18 protein-coding genes and 1 tRNA gene are annotated in these 19,183 nt (G+C 60.2%); 5 read left to right on the top strand and 14 right to left on the bottom strand.

The features are described 5' to 3' along the window. Positions 1–280: 280 nt before the first annotated feature. The 4 genes from RLW55_RS13725 to RLW55_RS13710 form a co-directional block, all read right to left on the bottom strand. Complete coding sequence (locus RLW55_RS13725) at positions 281–484, bottom strand: cytochrome P460 family protein (protein WP_423414475.1); 204 nt, start codon at positions 482–484, stop codon at positions 281–283. Beyond that, positions 417–848, bottom strand: a complete 432-nt coding sequence (locus RLW55_RS13720) for a cytochrome P460 family protein (RefSeq protein ID WP_423414474.1) — start codon at positions 846–848, stop codon at positions 417–419. Before RLW55_RS13720 ends, RLW55_RS13725 begins: the two co-directional genes overlap by 68 nt. A gap of 113 nt (positions 849–961) precedes the next feature. Continuing rightward, positions 962–1,459 (bottom strand): RidA family protein, encoded by a 498-nt coding sequence (locus RLW55_RS13715; protein ID WP_423414473.1) that lies wholly within the window; start codon positions 1,457–1,459, stop codon positions 962–964. Continuing rightward, positions 1,453–2,178: an SDR family NAD(P)-dependent oxidoreductase gene (locus RLW55_RS13710; protein ID WP_423414472.1), complete on the bottom strand. Its 726-nt coding sequence runs from the start codon at positions 2,176–2,178 to the stop codon at positions 1,453–1,455. The genes RLW55_RS13715 and RLW55_RS13710 overlap by 7 nt, the downstream gene beginning before the upstream one ends. Before the next feature lie 126 nt (positions 2,179–2,304). Between RLW55_RS13710 and RLW55_RS13705 the strand changes: the two genes are divergently transcribed. Continuing rightward, positions 2,305–3,207: a LysR family transcriptional regulator gene (locus tag RLW55_RS13705; RefSeq protein ID WP_423414471.1), complete on the top strand. Its 903-nt coding sequence runs from the start codon at positions 2,305–2,307 to the stop codon at positions 3,205–3,207. Positions 3,208–3,605: 398 nt separating this feature from the next. Here RLW55_RS13705 and RLW55_RS13700 read toward each other — a convergent pair. The 5 genes from RLW55_RS13700 to RLW55_RS13680 all read right to left on the bottom strand — a co-directional run bounded on the left by RLW55_RS13700 (position 3,606) and on the right by RLW55_RS13680 (position 9,354). Continuing rightward, positions 3,606–3,680: transfer RNA gene (locus RLW55_RS13700), tRNA-Glu, on the bottom strand. Positions 3,681–3,792: 112 nt separating this feature from the next. Then, positions 3,793–5,625, bottom strand: a complete 1,833-nt coding sequence (recJ, locus tag RLW55_RS13695) for a single-stranded-DNA-specific exonuclease RecJ (protein ID WP_423414470.1) — start codon at positions 5,623–5,625, stop codon at positions 3,793–3,795. A 132-nt stretch (positions 5,626–5,757) separates the two neighbouring features. Continuing rightward, a complete protein-coding gene (gene glpX, locus RLW55_RS13690) occupies positions 5,758–6,759 on the bottom strand; it encodes a class II fructose-bisphosphatase (protein ID WP_013948115.1) in 1,002 nt (333 codons plus the stop codon). Between the two features lie 34 nt (positions 6,760–6,793). Continuing rightward, positions 6,794–8,119 (bottom strand): homoserine dehydrogenase, encoded by a 1,326-nt coding sequence (locus tag RLW55_RS13685; RefSeq protein WP_024276045.1) that lies wholly within the window; start codon positions 8,117–8,119, stop codon positions 6,794–6,796. Positions 8,120–8,127: 8 nt separating this feature from the next. Continuing rightward, entirely contained in the window at positions 8,128–9,354 is a 1,227-nt protein-coding gene (locus tag RLW55_RS13680) for an LL-diaminopimelate aminotransferase (protein WP_024276046.1), read from the bottom strand. Between the two features lie 390 nt (positions 9,355–9,744). Between RLW55_RS13680 and RLW55_RS13675 the strand changes: the two genes are divergently transcribed. Next, positions 9,745–11,553 (top strand): PHA/PHB synthase family protein, encoded by a 1,809-nt coding sequence (locus tag RLW55_RS13675; protein ID WP_409560324.1) that lies wholly within the window; start codon positions 9,745–9,747, stop codon positions 11,551–11,553. A gap of 68 nt (positions 11,554–11,621) precedes the next feature. Here RLW55_RS13675 and RLW55_RS13670 read toward each other — a convergent pair whose 3' ends face one another. The 3 genes from RLW55_RS13670 to RLW55_RS13660 form a co-directional block, all read right to left on the bottom strand. Next, the gene (locus RLW55_RS13670) at positions 11,622–11,942 is read right to left on the bottom strand and encodes a hypothetical protein (protein ID WP_409560325.1); all 321 of its coding nucleotides are present in this window, start codon (positions 11,940–11,942) and stop codon (positions 11,622–11,624) included. A 19-nt stretch (positions 11,943–11,961) separates the two neighbouring features. Continuing rightward, a complete protein-coding gene (locus tag RLW55_RS13665; protein ID WP_423414469.1) occupies positions 11,962–13,251 on the bottom strand; it encodes an O-acetylhomoserine aminocarboxypropyltransferase in 1,290 nt (429 codons plus the stop codon). An 85-nt stretch (positions 13,252–13,336) separates the two neighbouring features. Then, on the bottom strand, positions 13,337–13,543 hold the full coding sequence (locus RLW55_RS13660) for a hypothetical protein (RefSeq protein WP_013948122.1): 207 nt from the start codon (positions 13,541–13,543) through the stop codon (positions 13,337–13,339). Positions 13,544–13,950: 407 nt separating this feature from the next. Between RLW55_RS13660 and RLW55_RS13655 the strand changes: the two genes are divergently transcribed. After that, entirely contained in the window at positions 13,951–14,172 is a 222-nt protein-coding gene (locus RLW55_RS13655) for a hypothetical protein (RefSeq protein WP_013948123.1), read from the top strand. Between the two features lie 397 nt (positions 14,173–14,569). Next, complete coding sequence (locus tag RLW55_RS13650) at positions 14,570–15,337, top strand: arginyltransferase (protein WP_409560327.1); 768 nt, start codon at positions 14,570–14,572, stop codon at positions 15,335–15,337. An 81-nt stretch (positions 15,338–15,418) separates the two neighbouring features. Here the strand turns inward: RLW55_RS13650 and RLW55_RS13645 are convergent, their stop codons facing one another. Continuing rightward, positions 15,419–15,889: a hypothetical protein gene (locus RLW55_RS13645; protein ID WP_423414468.1), complete on the bottom strand. Its 471-nt coding sequence runs from the start codon at positions 15,887–15,889 to the stop codon at positions 15,419–15,421. Between the two features lie 60 nt (positions 15,890–15,949). After that, on the bottom strand, positions 15,950–18,199 hold the full coding sequence (gene parC / locus RLW55_RS13640; RefSeq protein WP_423414467.1) for a DNA topoisomerase IV subunit A: 2,250 nt from the start codon (positions 18,197–18,199) through the stop codon (positions 15,950–15,952). A gap of 235 nt (positions 18,200–18,434) precedes the next feature. Between parC and RLW55_RS13635 the strand changes: the two genes are divergently transcribed. Beyond that, entirely contained in the window at positions 18,435–19,142 is a 708-nt protein-coding gene (locus RLW55_RS13635) for a CAP domain-containing protein (protein ID WP_423414466.1), read from the top strand. The last annotated feature ends 41 nt before the right edge of the window (positions 19,143–19,183 follow it).

Genomic DNA, 19,183 nt, shown 5'->3' with positions numbered 1-19,183 from the left:
ATTTCGCCCATAGTATTTCAATACGTTGTGCCAGCAGGTATCCCACCAAAATTTGGTCTTGGCTTTCAGCCGCGCCAAGTCTGTTCAGCAGAGGAAACTGACGAGCGCGATTTACCGCACATGAAAGAAACATCCCAATAGCAGACATCCAGTCCTAATGCGGAGCCACATTTCAACGCGCATCAGGTGATATCCGATTACAGATTAGGAGCAGATGTCAGAAACACGAGAGCGGCGTTTTTTCATGACCCGGAACGGTCATCGCCCGCTCAATCGCCGCTCATCTCCTGGAATACGTCGTGAAAATATAATCCTTTGACTGCGCCAACGCGTGGCACGCAACTCCGCACTTGGCGTCGTGTCCCTGCGGGGCCGGGTCTTTATAGGTCCCGGGTGTAAAGGTGTCGGACGCGGTATCATAGTTGAACGCGGCATATCCCCACCCGCCGCTGTCCGGGTCCGTAAACCGCTTGCTGTCCTTCACGATGAAATCGACGTTGGCCTGCTCCCCCCGGCAACTCCGTCGATGGATCAGGCGCATCATCGCTCTTCACCGGCTTGTAATGGACTTTGGCGATCTTCGAGCCTTCAGGGAAAGGCTTGCCGTTGCCGGGAATGCCGGAACGATAGGCCTCGATCATCACGGGATTGGCGAGGATGAGAGCGAAGGCGTGATCGGTCTTGCTGATCGAAACAGCCTGCCAGTTCTCGTATCCCTTGAACTCGGAGAACGAGAGGCCGCCGGGCACCCGCACGGTGTACTTGTCCTGCGCGGAGATGGCTGCTCCACCCAAGGCGGCGCAAACCGCCGGAACAATCGCCATCATCCAGTATAAATTTCGTCTCATCGCTACTCCTCCTGATTACGGATCGGGTTCACTTCGCGAGTTGCCGTCCAAATCCGAGAGCGCGTTCCCGGCTATGGAACGTCATGGAACACGGCACGCCTGATGGAACACGTTTATCGAGGCGGGCCGTCGTCGACTTCCAAAACGAGTTCCAATTCGATCGGTACGCCGAGCGGTAAGCTCGCGACACCAAGGACGATACGGGGCGAAAGTTTTTCTGTTCCAAAGATCGCCTCCAGCAACTCGGACGCACCATCGGCGACTTTGGCGTGCTCCCTGAAATCGCCCTCGGTGGCGATATACACGCCAAGCTTCGCGATCGCCGCAACACAGTCGAGGGATCCGAGGAGAGCCTTCGCCGCCGACAGTCCATTCAGGGTGGCGGTCGCGGCGGCCTTGCGGCCGTCTTCCAAAGTGAGCTCTCCGCCAATTCGCCCGACGAATTGGGGCTCACGTTCGACAACCGGCAGCATCCCGCTGAAGAACACGAGGTTACCGGTCCGAACCGCTTCGACGTAAGCGCCCAAGGGCGTCGGCGGTGACGGCAGCACGATCCCGAGCTCACTCAGCCGCTGTTCCGCGCCGGCCGGCGCCGTGCCGAGCGTTACCATTTGCCGAGATGTGCGCCGCCGTCGACGTGGAGCACCTCCCCGGTTACGTGTGGAGCTTCGGTCAGGAAAACAACCGCGTCTGCGATCTCCCGAGCAGTCGAGATCGCGCCCATCGGCGACAGGGTCTTCAGGAAGTCCTTGGGATTGTCCTTATGCAGGGGCGTGTCGACGATCCCCGGCGCGACGGTGTTAACGCGGATTCCGTCCTTGGCGTATTCCATGGCAAGGCTCCGAGAGGCCGCATCGATCCCACCTTTGGTGATCATGGACACCGAGGCATTAAAGCCCGCGATAGGATGATCGACAAGGGAGGTCGTTATACTGACGACGCTGCCGCCCCTTTTTTGCGCCAGCATCTGCCGGATCGCGAGCTGAGTGAGACGGATAAAGCCGTCGACATTTGTCGATGAGACTTTCCGGAAGTCCTCGTCCGTGTAATCGAGGAACGGCTTGGCGACGAATATGCCGGCGTTGTTAACAACGGCGTCGATGGAGCCAAATCTATGGATCGCTGTTTCGGCAACGTTCTTTGCGGTCGCGGCATCGCCAATATCGCCGTCGACGAGGGCAACGCGATCCGATGCCTTGATCTCCGAGGATTGGCTGACGCGGCGCGACGTTGCGACCACGTTATAGCCACGTTCGACAAAGGCGTTGACGACGGCTGCGCCGATGCCCTGGGAGGCGCCGGTGACGAGGACTGTTTTGCGCTGTTCCATTTCGATCTCCTGATGTTGGTGCGCGACCGTTTCTCTATTAGCCGCGTCCTCAATATCGATCGATCTGCATTCCCGATTAGATAGAAATATATGGAGACTATTTTCCATTTATGCAAAAATGAGCGCATGCCTGATTTGAACGACATCGCCGTGTTCGTGAAGGTCGCGCAGCTCGGAAGCTTCAGTCGGGCTTCGCGGGCGCTCGGCATGCCGGTTTCGACGGTGAGCCGGAAGGTGGCGTCGCTCGAGGATCAGCTCGGTGTCACCCTAATGCAGCGGACGACGCGCAAGTTAAGCCTCACGGCCCAGGGCCGGTCCTACTTCGATCAGTGCAGCGAGCCGCTCAGCCGTCTGTTGGACGCTGAGAGCGCGTTGACCCAGACGCAGAAAAAGCCGGAGGGCGCGCTCAAGGTTTCCGTCCCGGTCATCCTGGGTCAGGAGCCGTTCTACGAGTTCGTGTCCGCATTTCTGAAGAAGTACCCGTGCATCCAGGTCGATCTCTTCATCACCAATCTGTTTGTCGATCTCATCACAGACAATATCGATGTCGCCATCCGGTTCGGCGAGCTTGCGGATTCAAGCATCATCGCGAAGCGGATTGGGAGGAGCGTCCGCTACCTCGTCGCGTCGCCTGACTATCTAAAGGGCCGAGCCATACCCTCGAAGCCTGAAGACCTCGCCGCTCATCAATGCATTCTCCTCAACGGCCGCAACAACGAGACAGAGTGGCATATTGTAAGTGGCCGCAAGTCCGTGAAGCTGCGCGTCACGGGACCGGTGTCGAGCCGGGATTTTCAGAGCGTCAGCGCATTTACGTACAAGGGGCACGGCATCGGTTTTCTGCCGTCCAACTATTGCGACGAGAAGATCAGGACACGTGAGCTCGTTCGAATCCTGCCGGAGTGGTCATCGACTGAGATCTTTGTTCACGCTGTCTATCCGACGCGGCGCTTCATTCCCTCCAAGCTTCAAGTATTTCTTGACGAGCTGAAAGCCTGGAAGAGCCCGTTGTGGCTGCCATTGGCTTGACCGCTTCTGGCCCAAAGCGGAAGAAGAGACTTCGTCCCCTCTTCGCGTAGGTGCGGTCGTACCGCCGGATCGAGAGTGAGAGGCGAAGTGGAGTCAGCTCGAGGACTGCTTTCTCTGCATTACAGTCATCGGTCCGCGGCAGCGGTTGCTGAGGTCGGCTTCTGGGATGAGGTGGACATACTCGGCTGATGATGATCGCGCGATCGCTTATATCGGCTTTTGTAGAATGCGGACATCAATGCTCGACGCATGGGAGATTATCTAGAGGTTTACGCATGTCTCGGCGAACTCATTTGATCGTCGTTCGTCGAATGCTGAGCGGTCGAATGACACTCCCGCGTTAGAGGTGGGACAAAATCGTCGAAAAATATCAATGAAATCAATTCTTAAAAACTGACTGGCGCTCCCTACGGGAGTCGAACCCGTCTTTTCAGATTGAAAATCTGACGTCCTAACCGATAGACGAAGGGAGCGTCCGTCGGCAACAAGGGGCACCGTATAAGCGGCTTTGGGCGTCTTTGGCAAGCCGCCGTCGCCCCTATTTCCTGCGACAGGATGGGCCACCTCGAAAAGCGGCGCAAATTCCTACTGGCGGCGGGGATCGGCAGCGTCTTCGATCTGCATTTCAATGCGTTCGCGGCCGCCCCAGGTGTCCTTGCGCAGGTGGCCTGCGACATGGAGGGGCATCCCGCTTGCCGACAGCAGAAGGTCGCCCAGCGGCTGGCCTACGGCGCGGAATGCGACGCCGTCGACGCGCGAACCGTCGCCGCCTTCGAGAATGACGCGCACATGCGCGTCGGCGATGATCTTGCCGAATTTCACGCGGTGCGCGGGAAGCGCAAAGCGCGCCTCGGCGTTGCCCTGACCGAAGGGGCTGACGCGTTCGATCAGGTCCATCAAATCGGACGTAGCGCCCGACGCGACGAGCGACGCGTCGATATCGAGATGCGCGACGTCGCCCATACCTTTTGCTGCCGCGCCGAGGTGGCTTTGCAGAAAGGCTTCGAGCGGCGCAAGGCTGTCGCGGCTGACCGTCAGACCGGCCGCCATGGCGTGTCCACCGCCCTTCGCCAGATGGCCTGCGGTCACAGCGGCACGCACGGCAGCGCCGAGATCAATGCCGGGAACCGAGCGTAGCGAGCCGGTGCCCATCGCAGTTGCATCCCAGGCTATGACGCAGGCCGGACGGCGAAAGCGTTCGACCAGACGGCTCGCGACAAGTCCAACCACGCCCTTGTGCCAGGCATCAGAACCGACAACAAGGATCGCGCGATCGGGGTTATCCGTCACCTGCCGGTCGGCGATCGCCATCGCCTCTTCGAGCACGGCCGTCTCGATATCCTTGCGTTCCTTGTTGAGCCGATGGAGCGTTTCGGCGATGCGTTGCGCTTCCGTTGGATCGGACGACGAGAGCAGCGTCGCGCCAAGTGCGGCATTGCCGATGCGTCCGCCGGCGTTGATGCGCGGTCCGAGGATGAATCCCAAGTGGTAGGGCGTCGGCGCGACGGAGAGACCGGCGGCGTCGGAAAGCGCGGTCAAGCCGACGTTCTCGCGCGCCCGCATGACCGCGAGGCCCTTTTTCACATACGCGCGATTGAGGCCGACGAGCGGCACCACGTCGGCGACGGTCGCCAGCGCGACCATATCGAGAAGCGCCAGCAGATCGGGCTCGCGTGCCCCGCTGTAATGGCCGTGGCGGCGGAGTTCGCGCGTTGTCGCGACGAGAACGAGAAAGACGACACCCGCGGCGCAGAGCATCCCCTGCCCTGAAATGTCGTCCTGACGGTTCGGATTGACCAGCGCCGTCACGTCCGGAAGACGCTCATCAGCCTGGTGGTGGTCGATGACGACGACATCGGCGCCGAGTTTGCGCGCGGCGGCGAGCGGCTCATAGCTGGTCGTGCCGCAGTCGACCGTGACGATGAGCTTTGCACCTTCGTTGACGAGGCCTTCAATAGCGGCGACGTTCGGACCATAGCCTTCGAACAATCGGTCCGGAATGTAGATGCGCGCAGGCGTATCGTGATACTCGAGGAAGCGTTTCATCAGCGCCGAGGAACAGGCGCCGTCGACGTCGTAATCCCCGAAGATCGCCACGTTCTGCTTGCTCTGCACGGCGTCGGCAAGGCGCGCGGCGGCTTTGTCCATGTCGCGCAGCGTGCTCGGATCGGGCATCAGCGCTTTCAGCGTCGGATCGAGAAACGTCGGTACCGCGTCCAAGCCGACGCCGCGCGCGGCGAGTACGCGTCCGATCAAATCGGGCAAGCCGTGGCGCTGGCTGATCGCGGTCGCGATTTGCTTCTGATGCTCAGGAAGACGCTCACGCCACGCAAAACCGCGGGCGCTTTTGGTCACTCCGAGAAACGAACGCTCGGCCGTGCCGGCGTCCTGTTCAACTGCCGCGAGATTTGGGCGCAATCGTTTCCCCGCCGTTTCGTGTGATCGGCCTCAATCGCTTCAGGTTGTAGGTCGATTCGGGCCGTGACGCGGCATCCGCTCGCGTTGTCTCCACAAGGAGATAGGAGTCCAGCGAGCGGATGGCCTGCGAGATCAGACGAAACGCGAGCCGACGTTGCGCACGCGCGACTTGATGCGGCGAACGGTGCCCGTCTTCGAGCGCATGACGACGGTTTCCGTTTCCGCGAAGTCGCCGCGAATGTGCACGCCCTTCAGCAACGAACCGTCAGTGACGCCGGTTGCGGAAAAGACGACGTCGGCGGAAGCCATATCTTCGAGACAGAACTTCCGCTTGATGTCGGAAATGCCCATCTTCTCGGCGCGAATGCGCTCTTCGTCTTTCATCGGCATCAGACGGCCCTGGATCTGGCCACCGATGCAGCGGAGCGCTGCCGCCGCGAGGACGCCTTCCGGCGCGCCGCCCGACCCCATGTAAATGTCGATGCCGGTTTCCTTCGGGTCCGTCGTCCAGATGACGCCCGCGATGTCGCCGTCCGGAATGAGCTGCACGCCTGCACCGGCTTCGCGCACGGCGCGGATCAGGTCGGCGTGGCGTGGACGGTCGAGAATGCAAGCCATGATCTCATGGATCGGCACGCCTTTCGCCTTGGCAAGGGCGTTGAGATTGTCAGCAGGCGTTGCATCGAGATCGACGACGCCATTCGGGTAACCCGGACCAACGGCAATCTTGTTCATGTACATGTCAGGGGCATGCAGCAGGCCGCCCTTCTCTGAAATCGCGAGAACGGCGAGCGCGTTCGGCATGGCCTTGGCGCAGATCGTCGTGCCTTCGAGCGGATCGACGGCGATATCGACTTCGGGCCCTTCACCGGTGCCGACCTTCTCACCGATGTACAGCATCGGCGCTTCGTCCATCTCGCCTTCGCCGATGACGACCGTGCCGCGGATTTCGACGCGGCCAAGCTCACGGCGCATGGCGTCAACGGCAGCTTTGTCGGCAGCTTTCTCGTTGCCGCGTCCGACCAGATGAGCGGCGGCAATGGCGGCAGCTTCCGTCACGCGCGCCAGTTCGAGCACCAAAATTCGATCGAGACCCGGCCCGTGCGTGCCGTTTGCTTGTTCAGCCCTGCTCATGATCCATGTCCTTCCGCGGTGCCCAAGGTTTCGTTCAAAGCTCTTCGATGCGTATCATTTGCGGGCGCTCGGTGACGATGCCATCTTTCTCGATGGTTTCGAGCGCCTTACGCACGGCCTGTTCTGTGGTTTCGTGCGTGATGATGATAACCGGCTGGTCCTTGTTCGTCGGCGCGCGGCCCCCGATACGCGGCGCGTGCAGCGTCTGCGGCCGGTGCTGGACGATGCTTTCGAGCGAAATCTGCTGGTCGCCCATGCTTTTCGCGACAGCGGCCATGGCGCCGGGCTTATCGTAAAGCGCCAGGCGCACGTAATAAGAGCCGTAATGCTGGTCGAGCTTGGCGCGCTTGTGCGCCTTGAGCTTGGCGGTCGGGGTCACGAACGGCGGAACGATCAGGCCGCGCGCAATATCGAGAATATCGCCCGCGACGGCCGATGCGGTCGGCTTGGCACCGGCGCCCGGTCCGACGAGGAGAATGTTGCCGGAGAAATCGCCGTCGATCGCGACGGCGTTCGTCACACCGGAAACTTCGGCGATGGCGGAATCCTTATAGACCAGTGCTGGCGAGACGCGTGCCTCGATGCCGGTCTCCGTTTCCGTCGCGACGCCCAGCAGCTTGATGCGATAGCCGAGGCTGTCGCTGGCTTCGATGTCGGCCTGGGTGATCGATTGAATGCCTTCGACGTGGATCTGCTCGAAGGCGACGCGGGTGCCGAAGGCGAGGCTCGTCAGCAGCGCAAGCTTATGCGCGGCATCGAAGCCACCAATGTCGAATGTCGGATCGGCTTCGGCGTAGCCCAGTTCCTGCGCTTCCTTCAGCACGTCGTCGAAGGCGCGGTTCTCCGACTGCATCTTGGAGAGGATGTAATTGCAGGTGCCGTTCAGAATGCCGTAAACGCGCTTGACGCGGTTGGCGCCCAGCGCTTCGCGCAGCGTCTTGATAACCGGAATGCCGCCCGCGACGGCGGCCTCGAAGTTCAGCGCGACGCCATTTTTCTCGGCTAAGCGTGCCAATTCGACACCGTGCTTTGCGAGCAGCGCCTTGTTGGCGGTGACGACGTGCTTCTTGGCATTGAGCGCTGCCTCAACGGCAGCCTTGGCAATACCGTCCTCGCCGCCGATCAACTCGACGAACACAGCGTTCGACGGGTGCACAGCAAGCGCGACCGGATCATCGAACCATTCGACATTATCGACGGCGATGCCGCGTTCTTTCTTGCGGTTGCGGGCTGAAATGCCGGTGACGCGGATCTCGCGACCGACAATGTTTGCGAAATGCGGACCGTTCGCCTGCAGCAGGCCAAGCAAACCGCCGCCAACCGTGCCTAGTCCGGCAATACCAAGGGTGAGAGGTTCCATGCTGTCGATTATCGGATTGCGGACTGCTGTGGGCGGGAAATATCCGCCGGCGTTTCTGCCGGCTCGGAGAAAAGCTTCTTGATCGAACGGGCAGCCTGGCGAATGCGCTGCTCGTTTTCGACCAGCGCGATGCGAATAAAGCCTTCGCCGTATTCGCCGAAGCCGACCCCCGGCGAGACGGCGACGTCGGCCTTCTCGATCAACATCTTGGCGAACTCGACGGAGCCCATGTGCCGATACCGCTCCGGCACAGGCGCCCAGGCGAACATCGTTGCGGGCGGCGGCGGCACGGGAAACCCTGCTTTTGCGAAGCTATCAACGAGTACGTCGCGGCGGCTCTTATACATGGCGCGGATTTCGTCGACGCAATCCTGCGGGCCGTTGAGTGCTGCTGCGGCGGCGACCTGGATCGGCGTGAAGGCACCATAGTCGAGATAGGATTTCACGCGCGCAAGCGCACCGATCAGCCTTTCGTTGCCGACAGCAAAGCCCATCCGCCAGCCCGGCATGTTGTAGGTCTTCGACAGCGACGTGAATTCAACGGTGATGTCCTTCGCGCCGGGAACCTGCAGCACTGACGGCGGCGGGTTGTCATCGTAATAAAGCTCGGCATAGGCGATGTCGGACAGAATGATGATGTCGAGCTTCTTCGCCAGCGCCACGGCTTCCTTGTAGAAGTCGAGGCTGACCGTCATGGCCGTCGGGTTCGACGGATACGACATGACGACGGCGAGCGGCTTCGGAATCGAGTGTTTTACCGCGTGTTCCATCGCGCGCAGAAAATCCTCGCCGTTCGATGCCGGCAGATGGCGGATAGCGGCGCCCGCGATGATGAAACCGAACGAGTGGATCGGATAGGTCGGGTTCGGCACGAGCACGATGTCGCCGGGTGCAGCAATCGCCTGGGCAATGTTGGCGAAGCCTTCCTTCGAGCCGAGCGTTGCAACGATCTCGGTCTCGGGGTCGAGCTTCACGCCGAAGCGACGCTCGTAATAAGCAGCCTGAGCCTTGCGCAGTCCCGGAATGCCCTTCGAGGCCGAATAGCGATGCGTCCGCGGCTTGTTGATAGTCTCGATGAGCTTATCGACGATATGCTTCGGCGTCGGCATATCGGGATTGCCCATGCCGAGGTCGATAATATCCGCGCCGCGCGCTCGGGCAGCCGCCTTCAAACGGTTGACTTCCGCGAAAACGTACGGTGGCAGGCGCTTGATGCGGTGAAACTCTTCGCTCAAAGATCTTTATCCCTCGGCACCGCAGCAATCGCGGCGAAATTCATATGGCGGCTGCGAAGCTGATCAACGGTCGTTTAACCAAAGCCCAGGCTCGCGATAATGCTTGGCCGCACGCCTCTTTACGCTTGCGGCCCATGGTCCGTCCAGTACCGCGGCGCGAGGTAGCACCGAACGGGGCGAAAGGGCACGGTTTCGCATTATTTTCGCACTGCGGGAGCAAACGTGACGCGGTCATGATGGCGCCATCACCACCTACCTACTGCGAAGGGCCAACATGACCGATTCGCACTTGCTTCGACTCCCCTCTTAACGGCACTGTCATCGAGGGTTTTGGCGAACTCGCGTACCGTGCCAACGGATAAAAAACCTTAGAAAGCTTCTTAAGCCGCCATGCCGCAAGACAGCCACGAATTGCCGCCGTTTTTCTCGGCCTACCGCATTCCGGATCCGGAGGCGTTCGCTACAAACCTGTTGAAAGCGTTCGAGCAGGGCAGCACGGCGCTTGCTCAGCTTGCGGAGCGTCCCGACGCCAAGATGGGTCCCTATTCGCCCGCGAGCGAATTTTCGGCCGCGACCGAGACATTGACCGCGTTGGTCCGGAAATGGCTATCCGACCCAGTTAAGCTGTCCGAGGCACAGGCCGAATTCTTCCGGCAGTTCGCGGCGCTCTGGAACAACGTCCTGACCCGTATGCTGAACAAGGACGTGCCGCCGCTCATTGCACCGGTTGCCGGGGATCACAGGTTTAAGGACCCCGAGTGGGATCACAACCCGTTCTTCGATTTCTGCAAACAGGCTTATCTCCTGGCGTGCAAATGGGCTGAGGATCAGTTGGCCTCGACGCCGGACCTCGATGCGGTCGAACGGCATCGCGCCGAGTTCTATCTGAAACAGCTCACCAGCGCCTATTCGCCGACGAACTTCCCAGTGACGAACCCGGAGGTCTTGCGCGAGACGCTGGCTTCGAACGCCGAGAACCTGCTGAAGGGCGCCAATCTGCTGGCGGAGGATATGAAGCGTTCCGGCGATCTGATGAAGATCAGCCAGACTGACGCGAACGCCTTTGAGCTTGGCCGTAACCTGGCAACAACGGGCGGCAAGGTCGTTTTCCAGAACGAACTGCTGCAGCTCATTCAATACAGTCCGACGACGGAGAAAGTCCGCGAGCGGCCGCTGGTCATGGTCCCGCCGTGGATCAACAAATACTACATTCTCGACCTGACGGCTTCGAAGAGCCTGATCAAGTATGTCGTCGACCAGGGTTTCACCGTTTTCATCGTCTCGTGGGTCAATCCGGACGAAAAGCTCGCCGACAAGACCTTCGAGGACTACGTGCTGGAAGGCATCCTCGAAGCGGTGCGGGCCGTGCAGAAGGAAACGGGGCTCGATAAGATCAACGTGCTCGGCTACTGCGTTGGCGGAACGGCGCTCGCGACCGGCCTCGCCTATCTCGCCCAGCGCGGCGAAGAGCCGTTCCAATGCTGCACGTTGCTGACGACACAAGTCGACTTTTCGCTCGCCGGCGATCTGTTGCTGTTCACCGACGACCTGCAGCTTGAGAGTCTCGATGCGCTGATGTCGGAGCGCGGCTTCCTCGACGGCTCGCGCATGGCGAACGTCTTCAATATGATGCGGCCGCGCGATCTCATCTGGCCATATGTCGTCAACAATTACCTGCTTGGGAAGAAGCCGTTCCCGTTCGACCTGCTCTACTGGAACCAGGATTCGACGCGCATGGCGGCGGCCAATCACAAGTTCTATCTGCGCGAGTTCTATAACGAGAACCGGCTGGCACGGGGCGACATGACGCTCGGTGGCGTTCATCTCGACCTGAAGAAAATTACGCTGCCGATCTTCTCGGTGGCGACGCGCGAGGATCACATCGCGCCAGCGCCGTCGGTGTTCCGCGGCATTCAGATGTTCGGCGGCCCGGTCGAGTTCGTGCTTGCCGGATCGGGACACATCGCGGGCGTGGTCAATCCGCCGAATAAGGTCAAATATCAGTATTGGACCGACGGCACGGCAATGACGAACATCGCCGATTGGCAGGCGTCCGCCGTCGAGCATCCAGGCTCGTGGTGGCCGTACTGGATCGAATGGCTGTCGCAGCAGTCGGGCGGTTGGGTGCCGGCGCGCGTTCCCGGCAGCACGCTCGGCGTGATCGAGGACGCCCCCGGCGCTTACGTTAAAGCGCATTAGGGCCGTCCCAGCCTACAACGGCAGGGCTGGCGATCGCCCCTCTCCACACAATGGAGAGGGGAAAAGGCTCACGCCAACTCGAACTCGCCCTCATAATCGACCGGCCAGAGAACCGTGAAATCCTCGCCATCGAGGGAGCGGAACGCGACGGCGTTGATATCGAGCTCGTCGGAAGCGTCTTCCACGATCGGCTCGATCTTCTCCCAGACCTTCGTCGCGTTCTTTGCCAGCAGCACGAGATTGATCACGCCCTCACCGGGCTCGTGACCGTCCACTTCGGCCGACGTCGAGCTGCCGAGCGCTTCGATCAGGCGATCTTCCAGCGCGATGACCTTGTCGAGCGTATCGTCGTCGTCGCCCTGAAATTGAAGAACAAGCTGGTGGTTCATAGTCCCTTCCCGTTGACGTCTAGACAGCAGCGAGCGCCTGTTCGAGATCGCCGATGATGTCCTCTATGTCTTCGATGCCGATCGATAGCCTGACGACATCCGGCCCCGCCCCCGCAGCCCGTCGCTCATCGTCCCGGAGCTGCCGGTGCGTCGTCGATGCGGGATGGATGACAAGGCTTCGCGTGTCGCCAATGTTGGCGAGAAGGCTGAAGAGCTTCAAGCCCGAAACGAGCTTCACGCCCGCTTCATATCCGCCTTTGAGCCCGAACGTGAAGACGGCACCTGCACCTTTTGGACAAATCTTTTTCTGCAGCGCGTGGCAGGGGCTCGACGGCAGCCCGGCATAGCTAACCCAGGCGATTTTCTGCTGCCTTTCGAGCCATTCGGCGACAGCGAGCGCGTTGTCGGCCTGCCGTTGCATGCGGAGCGGCAGGGTCTCGGAACCCGTCAACAGCAGGAAGGCGTTGAACGGCGAGATTGCGGGCCCGAGGTCGCGCAACCCCAGAACGCGCGCCGCGATGGCAAACGCCATCGGCCCGAAGGCCTCGGCAATCTTCAGGCCGTTGTAGGAGGGATTCGGATCGACCAGAGATTTGTAATGGTGGCGGCTTCCGAGCCAGTCGAAGGTGCCGCAATCGACGATGGCGCCGCCGATCGAGTTGCCGTGGCCGCCAATAAATTTCGTCAGGCTGTGTACGACGATGTCGGCGCCGAAATCCTTCGGACGGCAGAGGTAGGGCGTCGCCAGCGTATTATCGACAATAAACGGTACGCCCGCATCTTTCGCGACGGCTGCAATGGCTGGGAGATCGACGACGATGCCGCCGGGGTTGGCGATGCTTTCGCAGAATATCGCACGCGTTTTCGGCGTGACGGCGCGGGCAAACGATTGCGGGTCCGTTGCATCCGCCCAGATGACGTTCCAATCGAACTTCTTGAACGAATGATTGAACTGGTTGACCGAGCCGCCGTAGAGCTGCCGCCCGGCAATAAACTCGTCGCCCGGCTCAAGCAGCGTATGGAACGCCAGAAACTGCGCGGCATGACCGGAGGCAAGCGCCAGCGCGGCTGAGCCATCTTCGAGCGCGGCGAGGCGCCCTTCGAGCACCGCCTGTGTCGGGTTCGTTATGCGCGTATAGATGTTGCCGAACGCCTCCAGCCCGAAAAGGGCGGCGGCATGGTCGACATCATTAAAGACGTAAGACGTCGTCTGATAAATCGGCGTGGCACGCGCGCCGGTCGTGGGATCCGGCGCTGCTCCGGCGTGCACGGCTGCCGTCGCGAACTTGACGTTCGATGATGTCGACATTGTTGGCGTTCCCCTGAGGCCTTTTGGACCACAGGGAGCCGAGGTGGAACCGGCCTGTCAACTGGCCGGCTCGTTATAAGTTTTCCTAGAGGTCGGCGGAGCGTCCGGCCATGCCGCAGTGCCACTTCTGGATAACCCAGTTGGGGTGGTCACCAATCCACTTCGCCATCTCGATCTGACCGTTGGTCATGCACTGGCTGGCGCTGACGCTCTGACCTTCGAAATTCAGCGTGACGTCTTTGCAACGGCTCGGCTGGTCGATCAGGCAGACAGCGACGACGAGTTCGATCATGGGGCCTCCAGGTTTGAAGCGGTAATCGCTCGCGGGAGCGATTGCGGTGTGCCCTGGACGGTTCCTCTGGTCGTTTTTTATTTGTTTTTGGACTGATCGAGCCAAGTATGCGGGAAATATTCCCGTGCACAAGAACAAGGCTGTCGCACTTCCTGCCTAATCTGTGGTCAGGAATATTTGCCGCGGCTCCTGTTGCGGATTGGCCCTCATGTCGCCTTCAAAGCGTATCGAATTTGCCACGGTTTGGCCTTGCCACTCCCTTCCTCGCGGCAGATAAGCAGCGCGGATGCCACATCCGATTCGATTTCCACCAAAAGCGCGCATGGTCGTCTTGTGCGGATGGGGGTGTCGGGGCGATGTGATCGGGTGAGTCGCAGAGGCAAGTTTCTAAGGCGGCAGATCAGCATATGACTACTCAAAGTGTCGAGCGGGCCGAAGGCGCGGCGTGGGACGATGCGCGCGCATCCGGAACTCTTACCGTCGGTTGGTTTGTGCGCCGTTCGGCGCTCTGGATGGGCATCATGTTCGTTGCCCTTGTCCTGGCATGCACCCTTTACGGCGTGGCGAGCCAAGTCGGCGCGGACGGCGCCCGCATCCCGAGAGCGCCCTCGCCGGAATTCAAGGTTTAGATTTCCGGTCATTACGGATAATCCGGATTTGAACTATCGGCGGAGCGCATTCGCCCCGGCACCGAACGAGGGCCTGTCTGGAGCCGGCTGGTTCCTCCGCAATGGACCTTTGCTGCGCGATTGCGATGCGCCGCGGTATGCGAATTCCCGTCATGCAGGCACAGCGGCGTCCCATCTCTGGGCACCCACTTCAGGTTAAGTTGCCTACAAAACGCAGCGCCTTGCGCGCATAACTGGCACCCGCCCGGTCAGAAAAGGCGTATTTTGCTCGGCTATGCTTCTACAATTTTGCCTGACATTCACTATTGATGCTGCGTAGTGATCTCCAGCACCTTGAATTTGGAGTCTTCATCCTCCTATCATCAGTAATCGCTGGAGCCCTGAGGGACGCGTCTGAATGACGGAGCAGCAAAAGAAGTTTCCAGAATTCTACGTGACGGCGCCGCAGCCGTGCCCCTACTTACCAGGCAAGCTCGAACGCAAGCTTTTCACGCACCTGACGCACGACAAGCCGCCTGAGCTTGTCGATCGCCTTTTGACCACCGGCTTTCGACGCAGCCAGAATATCGCCTACGTGCCTTATTGCGAGGGCTGCCAAGCCTGCGTCTCCGTCCGCGTGCTCGCTGACCAGTTCGAGCCCGACCGCTCGATGCGACGAGCATGGAAAAGGAATTCACGTCTCGTCGCCCAGCGTACGGCACCGACGCCGACCATGGAGCAGTTCCGGCTGTTTCGCGCCTACATCGACGCGCGCCACAGCGACGGCGGCATGGCTGACATGACGATGCTCGACTATCGCATGATGGTCGAAGATACGGTCATCGAGACGTTCCTTACCGAATATCGCGAAAAGCCTGAGGGGGCCGAAGATCTCGACTTCGATACCTGGCCGCTCAAAGCAGTTGCACTGTGCGACCGGCTGAGCGACGGCATTTCGATGGTCTACAGCTTCTATGATCCTGACGATGCCGATGCGGGCCTTGGAACGTACATGATCCTCGAACACATCGCCTTCGCGCGCCGGATCGGACTGCCTTACGTCTATCTCGGCTATTGGATCGAGGGTTCGCGGAAGATGGCGTACAAGACGCGCTTCAAGCCGCAGGAACGTCTTGGACCCGACCGCTGGGAACGCGCGCCTGACGACGAAGACATTCCGCAGTAGTTGCGCCTGCCACACCTCGGATGCCAATGGAGCGTGTCCTGAGCTTTATGCAGAGGGATGACAGATAAGTCCTGAACTCGATCAATTCGCGAGTTCGGCGTCGAGCTTCTGGAACATGTAGACCCACTTCGCCGATAGCGTATCGACGAGCTTTTTCATGTGCTCGCGCAGATCCTGCATGCGTGCACAATCAGGCGTGTCGGCCTCGGCCCCCTGCTGGCCCATCATGGCGATCTCGGACAGCAATTCGTTGGTCGTCTGGTCATAGACGACGGTCTTATCGTCCCTTACGAACGGTTTTGCCTTTTCCATGAACTCGTCATGGCTCCAGTGCCGCTTGTCTTTCAGCGCCCGCAGTTTTTCCTGGAAAGGCGGGCGGTTCTTCAAATTAAGGTCGCGCAGGCTGCCGGCCGCCTCTTCGACGACCGCTTCAAAGTCTTCCTTCGAGCAACCCGTCGTCGCCTCCACGGCGCATGCGGCCGACCCGGCACACGCTATCGCCAGCAACGAGAACCCGGCCCTGGACGCCGTCCGTTTCAGATACCCACCCATAGCAGGCAGTCGTAGCTTCGCGCAGCGAATGCCACAAGGTCCGGCAGTCAACAGGTGTGACTAAAATCGGGGACCGAACGAATTTGACCGCGGGAAGCCCTTGGGCGCCACCTTGCCTGCTTGCGCGCGCTCGCCGACCCATTCCTTCAGTTCGCTCCACGACAGCGAAAATTCGCGGCCGGCGCTGTCGAGCCAGGTCAAGCCGTTGGACCTTTTGAACACGCGCGCATCCGACAGTGCGCCGTCCTTGATCCGCTGCAGGATGACGCCCTTGCCGCGGGTCATTTCGTTGACCTCGTCGAGTTTGAAAACGAGCATCTTGCGGTTCTCGCCGATGGTCGCGACGTAGTCGCCATCAACCGGCACGCAAACGCGGGCTTCCTCGGGCTCGCTGACGTTCAGGACCTGCTTACCCTTGCGTGTTGCGGCGATAACCTCGGCTTCCGGCACGATGAAGCCGTAAGCGCCGGTCGAAGCCACGAGCAGCTTGCGTGAGGGGTCATGGACGAAAAGCTCAGCGATATCGTGGTTTTCTTCAAGATCGATCATAAGGCGGAGCGGCTCGCCGTGACCGCGCCCGCCCGGCAGCGAGCCCGCTTCGAGCGTGAAAAATTTGCCGTTCGTCGCGAAAAGCACGAGCTTGTCGGTCGTGAACGCCTTCAAGGCGCGTTTCAAGCCGTCGCCCTGCTTGAAGTCGAGCTTCGACAGGTCGTCCTGATGGCCCTTCAGCGCGCGCACCCAGCCCTTCTCAGACATGATGACGGTGATCGGCTCTTTCTCGACGAGCGCCGCATCGAGATCGATGTCGATATCGGGCATGTCGGCGAATGACGAGCGGCGGCGGCCGAGCGGCGTCTTCTTGGAATACTTTTCGCGCGTTTCCTTGACTTCTTCAGAGACGCGCTCCCATTGCAGCTCTTCCGACTTCAGAAGCTGCTTCAATTCGCGGCGTTCTTTCGAAAGCTTGTCGTGCTCAGCCTTGATCTCGACTTCTTCGAGCCTCGACAGCGAGCGCAAGCGCAGGTTCAGGATCGCTTCGGCCTGGACGTCGCTCAAGTTGAATTTCGACATCAACTTGGCTTTAGGATCGTCCTCGCGGCGGATGATCCGGATCACCTCGTCGATGTTGAGGTAGGCGATCAGGTAGCCGTCGAGCACTTCAAGGCGATGCTCGATCTTTTTCAGGCGGTACGTTGAGCGCCGAACCAGAACCTCGATGCGATGCTCTAGCCATTGCCAGAGCACGTCGCGCAGATCGAGCACATTCGGGATCTGGCCGCCCGATAGCACGTTCATGTTTAGGCTGACGCGCACTTCAAGCTCGGTCGCGCGGAACAGACTCTCCATCAGCAGAATAGGATCAACCGTGCGGCTCTTGGGTTCGAGCACAAGGCGAATCTCTTCGGCACTTTCATCGCGGACGTCGCCTAAGAGCTGAAGCTTTTTCTCGCTCATCAGGTCGGCGATCTTCTCGATCAGCTTCGCCTTCTGCACGCCGTAGGGAATTTCGGTGACGACGATCTGATAGCCGCCGCGCCCGGTCTCTTCCTTGTCCCAGCGCGCGCGCAAGCGAAAGCCGCCGCGGCCAGTCTTATAGGCTTCGAGGATCTGGGCGCGCGGCTCGACGATCACGCCGCCGGTCGGAAAGTCAGGACCGGGAACCAACTCGACAAGCTTCTCGATCGTGGCGTTCGGATGCTTGATGAGATGCAGAAGCGCGGCACACAATTCATCGACATTGTGCGGCGGGATGTTCGTCGCCATGCCGACGGCGATGCCCGACGATCCATTCGCCAACAAATTGGGAAAAGCGGCCGGCAGCACGACTGGCTCTTCGACGCGGCCGTCGTAGTTGGGACGGAAATCGACCGTCTCCTCGTCGATGCCTTCGAGGATCAGCGCAGCAATCTCGGTCATGCGCGCTTCGGTGTAACGCTCAGCAGCCGGATTATCGCCGTCGATGTTGCCGAAGTTGCCCTGGCCATCGACCAGCGGATAGCGCACCGCGAAATCCTGCGCCAAACGCGCAAGAGCGTCGTAGATCGCCTGGTTGCCGTGCGGGTGATAGTCGCCCATCACCTCGCCGACGATCTTGGCGCATTTGATGAAGCCGCCCTCGGGATTGAGCCTAAGCTCGCGCATAGCATAAAGAATGCGCCGATGAACGGGTTTCAGGCCGTCGCGCACGTCCGGCAGCGCACGGTGCATGATGGTCGAAAGGGCGTAGGCCAGATAGCGCTCTTCGAGAGCAGCTCTGAGCTCGACGGGCTCAATGGGGCCATCGCCCGGAAGAATCGGTTTGTCACTCATGGCGCATCCCTCTACAGCGCTGCCGAGGCGCGCTCAAGCCTAGGGCAGCGCTGCGGACGGCCAGAGTTGCAGGGACGCGCCATTTGGGCGCAATGCGGCACAAGTCCCCGAGGCGAGCGGCGCGACACAAAATCCACAGTCCGTTGGGCTCCTTGATCGGACGGGATGGCATCCGCATGTGAGGGCCGCTATTCCTCTTAGAACCAGGGGATCAGATGGCCAGAATGGATGAACGATGGCGGCGCTCGTGCCAGACCTGCCTCAGGTTGAAAAACACATCGTCGAAATGACGAACGAAGTGCGTCGAGAAAAAAATCTGCCGGCGCTTAAGGTCAATGCCATGCTAGCCAAGGCTGCGCGCGCGTTTGCGCAGAAGGTGGCAACGAGCGGCAGGTTTTCACACACCGCAGACGGCCGGACGCCCGCCCAGCGCGCTGAGAGCGTCGGTTACAAACATTGCGATATCGCCGAAAACCTCGCGATGGACCAGAACATCGGCGGCTTCGATACTGGCGAGCTTGCCTTGCAAGCCATTGCGGGCTGGATGAACTCGCCGCCGCATCGCGCCAACATTCTTCGCGCCAGCGTATCCGAAATCGGCGTCGGCGTTGCGCGCGCTCCAGGCGCCAAGCCGAAGTTCATATCGGTCGAACTGTTCGGCCAGCCTGCTTCGAAAATCTTGACATTCCAGATCAAGAATTTCGCAAAGGTGGAACTCAGCTATTCCTACGGAAGCAAGACCTATGACCTGAAGCCTGGAGTTTCCGTCGTTCACTCATCGTGCTCGCAACAGCAGCTCGTTATTACCAAGCCCGGCGGGGTCTTTTCTTCGGCAACGGAAATCGCGAAGGTAACGGCGGAAAACAAAAAACTATACACACTCAAGCCGAATGCCTCGGGCGAGCCGAAGCTGGAAATTGCCACCCGTTCAGCAGAACCATGAGTAGTCTGAACATTGATCCGTGAAGAAACTTTTCCGGCCGC

Origin of the sequence: Hyphomicrobium sp. B1 (genome assembly GCF_049532635.1) — a bacterium.
GTDB lineage: Bacteria > Pseudomonadota > Alphaproteobacteria > Rhizobiales > Hyphomicrobiaceae > Hyphomicrobium_B.
The sequence above is the reverse complement of the archived record's forward strand: the minus strand, read 5'-3'. Positions and strand labels throughout refer to the sequence as shown.

Coding starts and splice junctions, on each gene's coding strand:
- RLW55_RS13720 (WP_423414474.1), bottom strand. CDS start 848: ATGAGACGAAATTTATACTGGATGATGGCGATTGTTCCGGCGGTTTGC.
- RLW55_RS13715 (WP_423414473.1), bottom strand. CDS start 1,459: ATGGTAACGCTCGGCACGGCGCCGGCCGGCGCGGAACAGCGGCTGAGT.
- RLW55_RS13710 (WP_423414472.1), bottom strand. CDS start 2,178: ATGGAACAGCGCAAAACAGTCCTCGTCACCGGCGCCTCCCAGGGCATC.
- RLW55_RS13705 (WP_423414471.1), top strand. CDS start 2,305: ATGCCTGATTTGAACGACATCGCCGTGTTCGTGAAGGTCGCGCAGCTC.
- glpX (WP_013948115.1), bottom strand. CDS start 6,759: ATGAGCAGGGCTGAACAAGCAAACGGCACGCACGGGCCGGGTCTCGAT.
- RLW55_RS13685 (WP_024276045.1), bottom strand. CDS start 8,119: ATGGAACCTCTCACCCTTGGTATTGCCGGACTAGGCACGGTTGGCGGC.
- RLW55_RS13675 (WP_409560324.1), top strand. CDS start 9,745: ATGCCGCAAGACAGCCACGAATTGCCGCCGTTTTTCTCGGCCTACCGC.
- RLW55_RS13670 (WP_409560325.1), bottom strand. CDS start 11,942: ATGAACCACCAGCTTGTTCTTCAATTTCAGGGCGACGACGACGATACG.
- RLW55_RS13665 (WP_423414469.1), bottom strand. CDS start 13,251: ATGTCGACATCATCGAACGTCAAGTTCGCGACGGCAGCCGTGCACGCC.
- RLW55_RS13660 (WP_013948122.1), bottom strand. CDS start 13,543: ATGATCGAACTCGTCGTCGCTGTCTGCCTGATCGACCAGCCGAGCCGT.
- RLW55_RS13655 (WP_013948123.1), top strand. CDS start 13,951: ATGACTACTCAAAGTGTCGAGCGGGCCGAAGGCGCGGCGTGGGACGAT.
- RLW55_RS13650 (WP_409560327.1), top strand. CDS start 14,570: ATGACGGAGCAGCAAAAGAAGTTTCCAGAATTCTACGTGACGGCGCCG.
- RLW55_RS13645 (WP_423414468.1), bottom strand. CDS start 15,889: ATGGGTGGGTATCTGAAACGGACGGCGTCCAGGGCCGGGTTCTCGTTG.
- parC (WP_423414467.1), bottom strand. CDS start 18,199: ATGAGTGACAAACCGATTCTTCCGGGCGATGGCCCCATTGAGCCCGTC.
- RLW55_RS13635 (WP_423414466.1), top strand. CDS start 18,435: ATGGCGGCGCTCGTGCCAGACCTGCCTCAGGTTGAAAAACACATCGTC.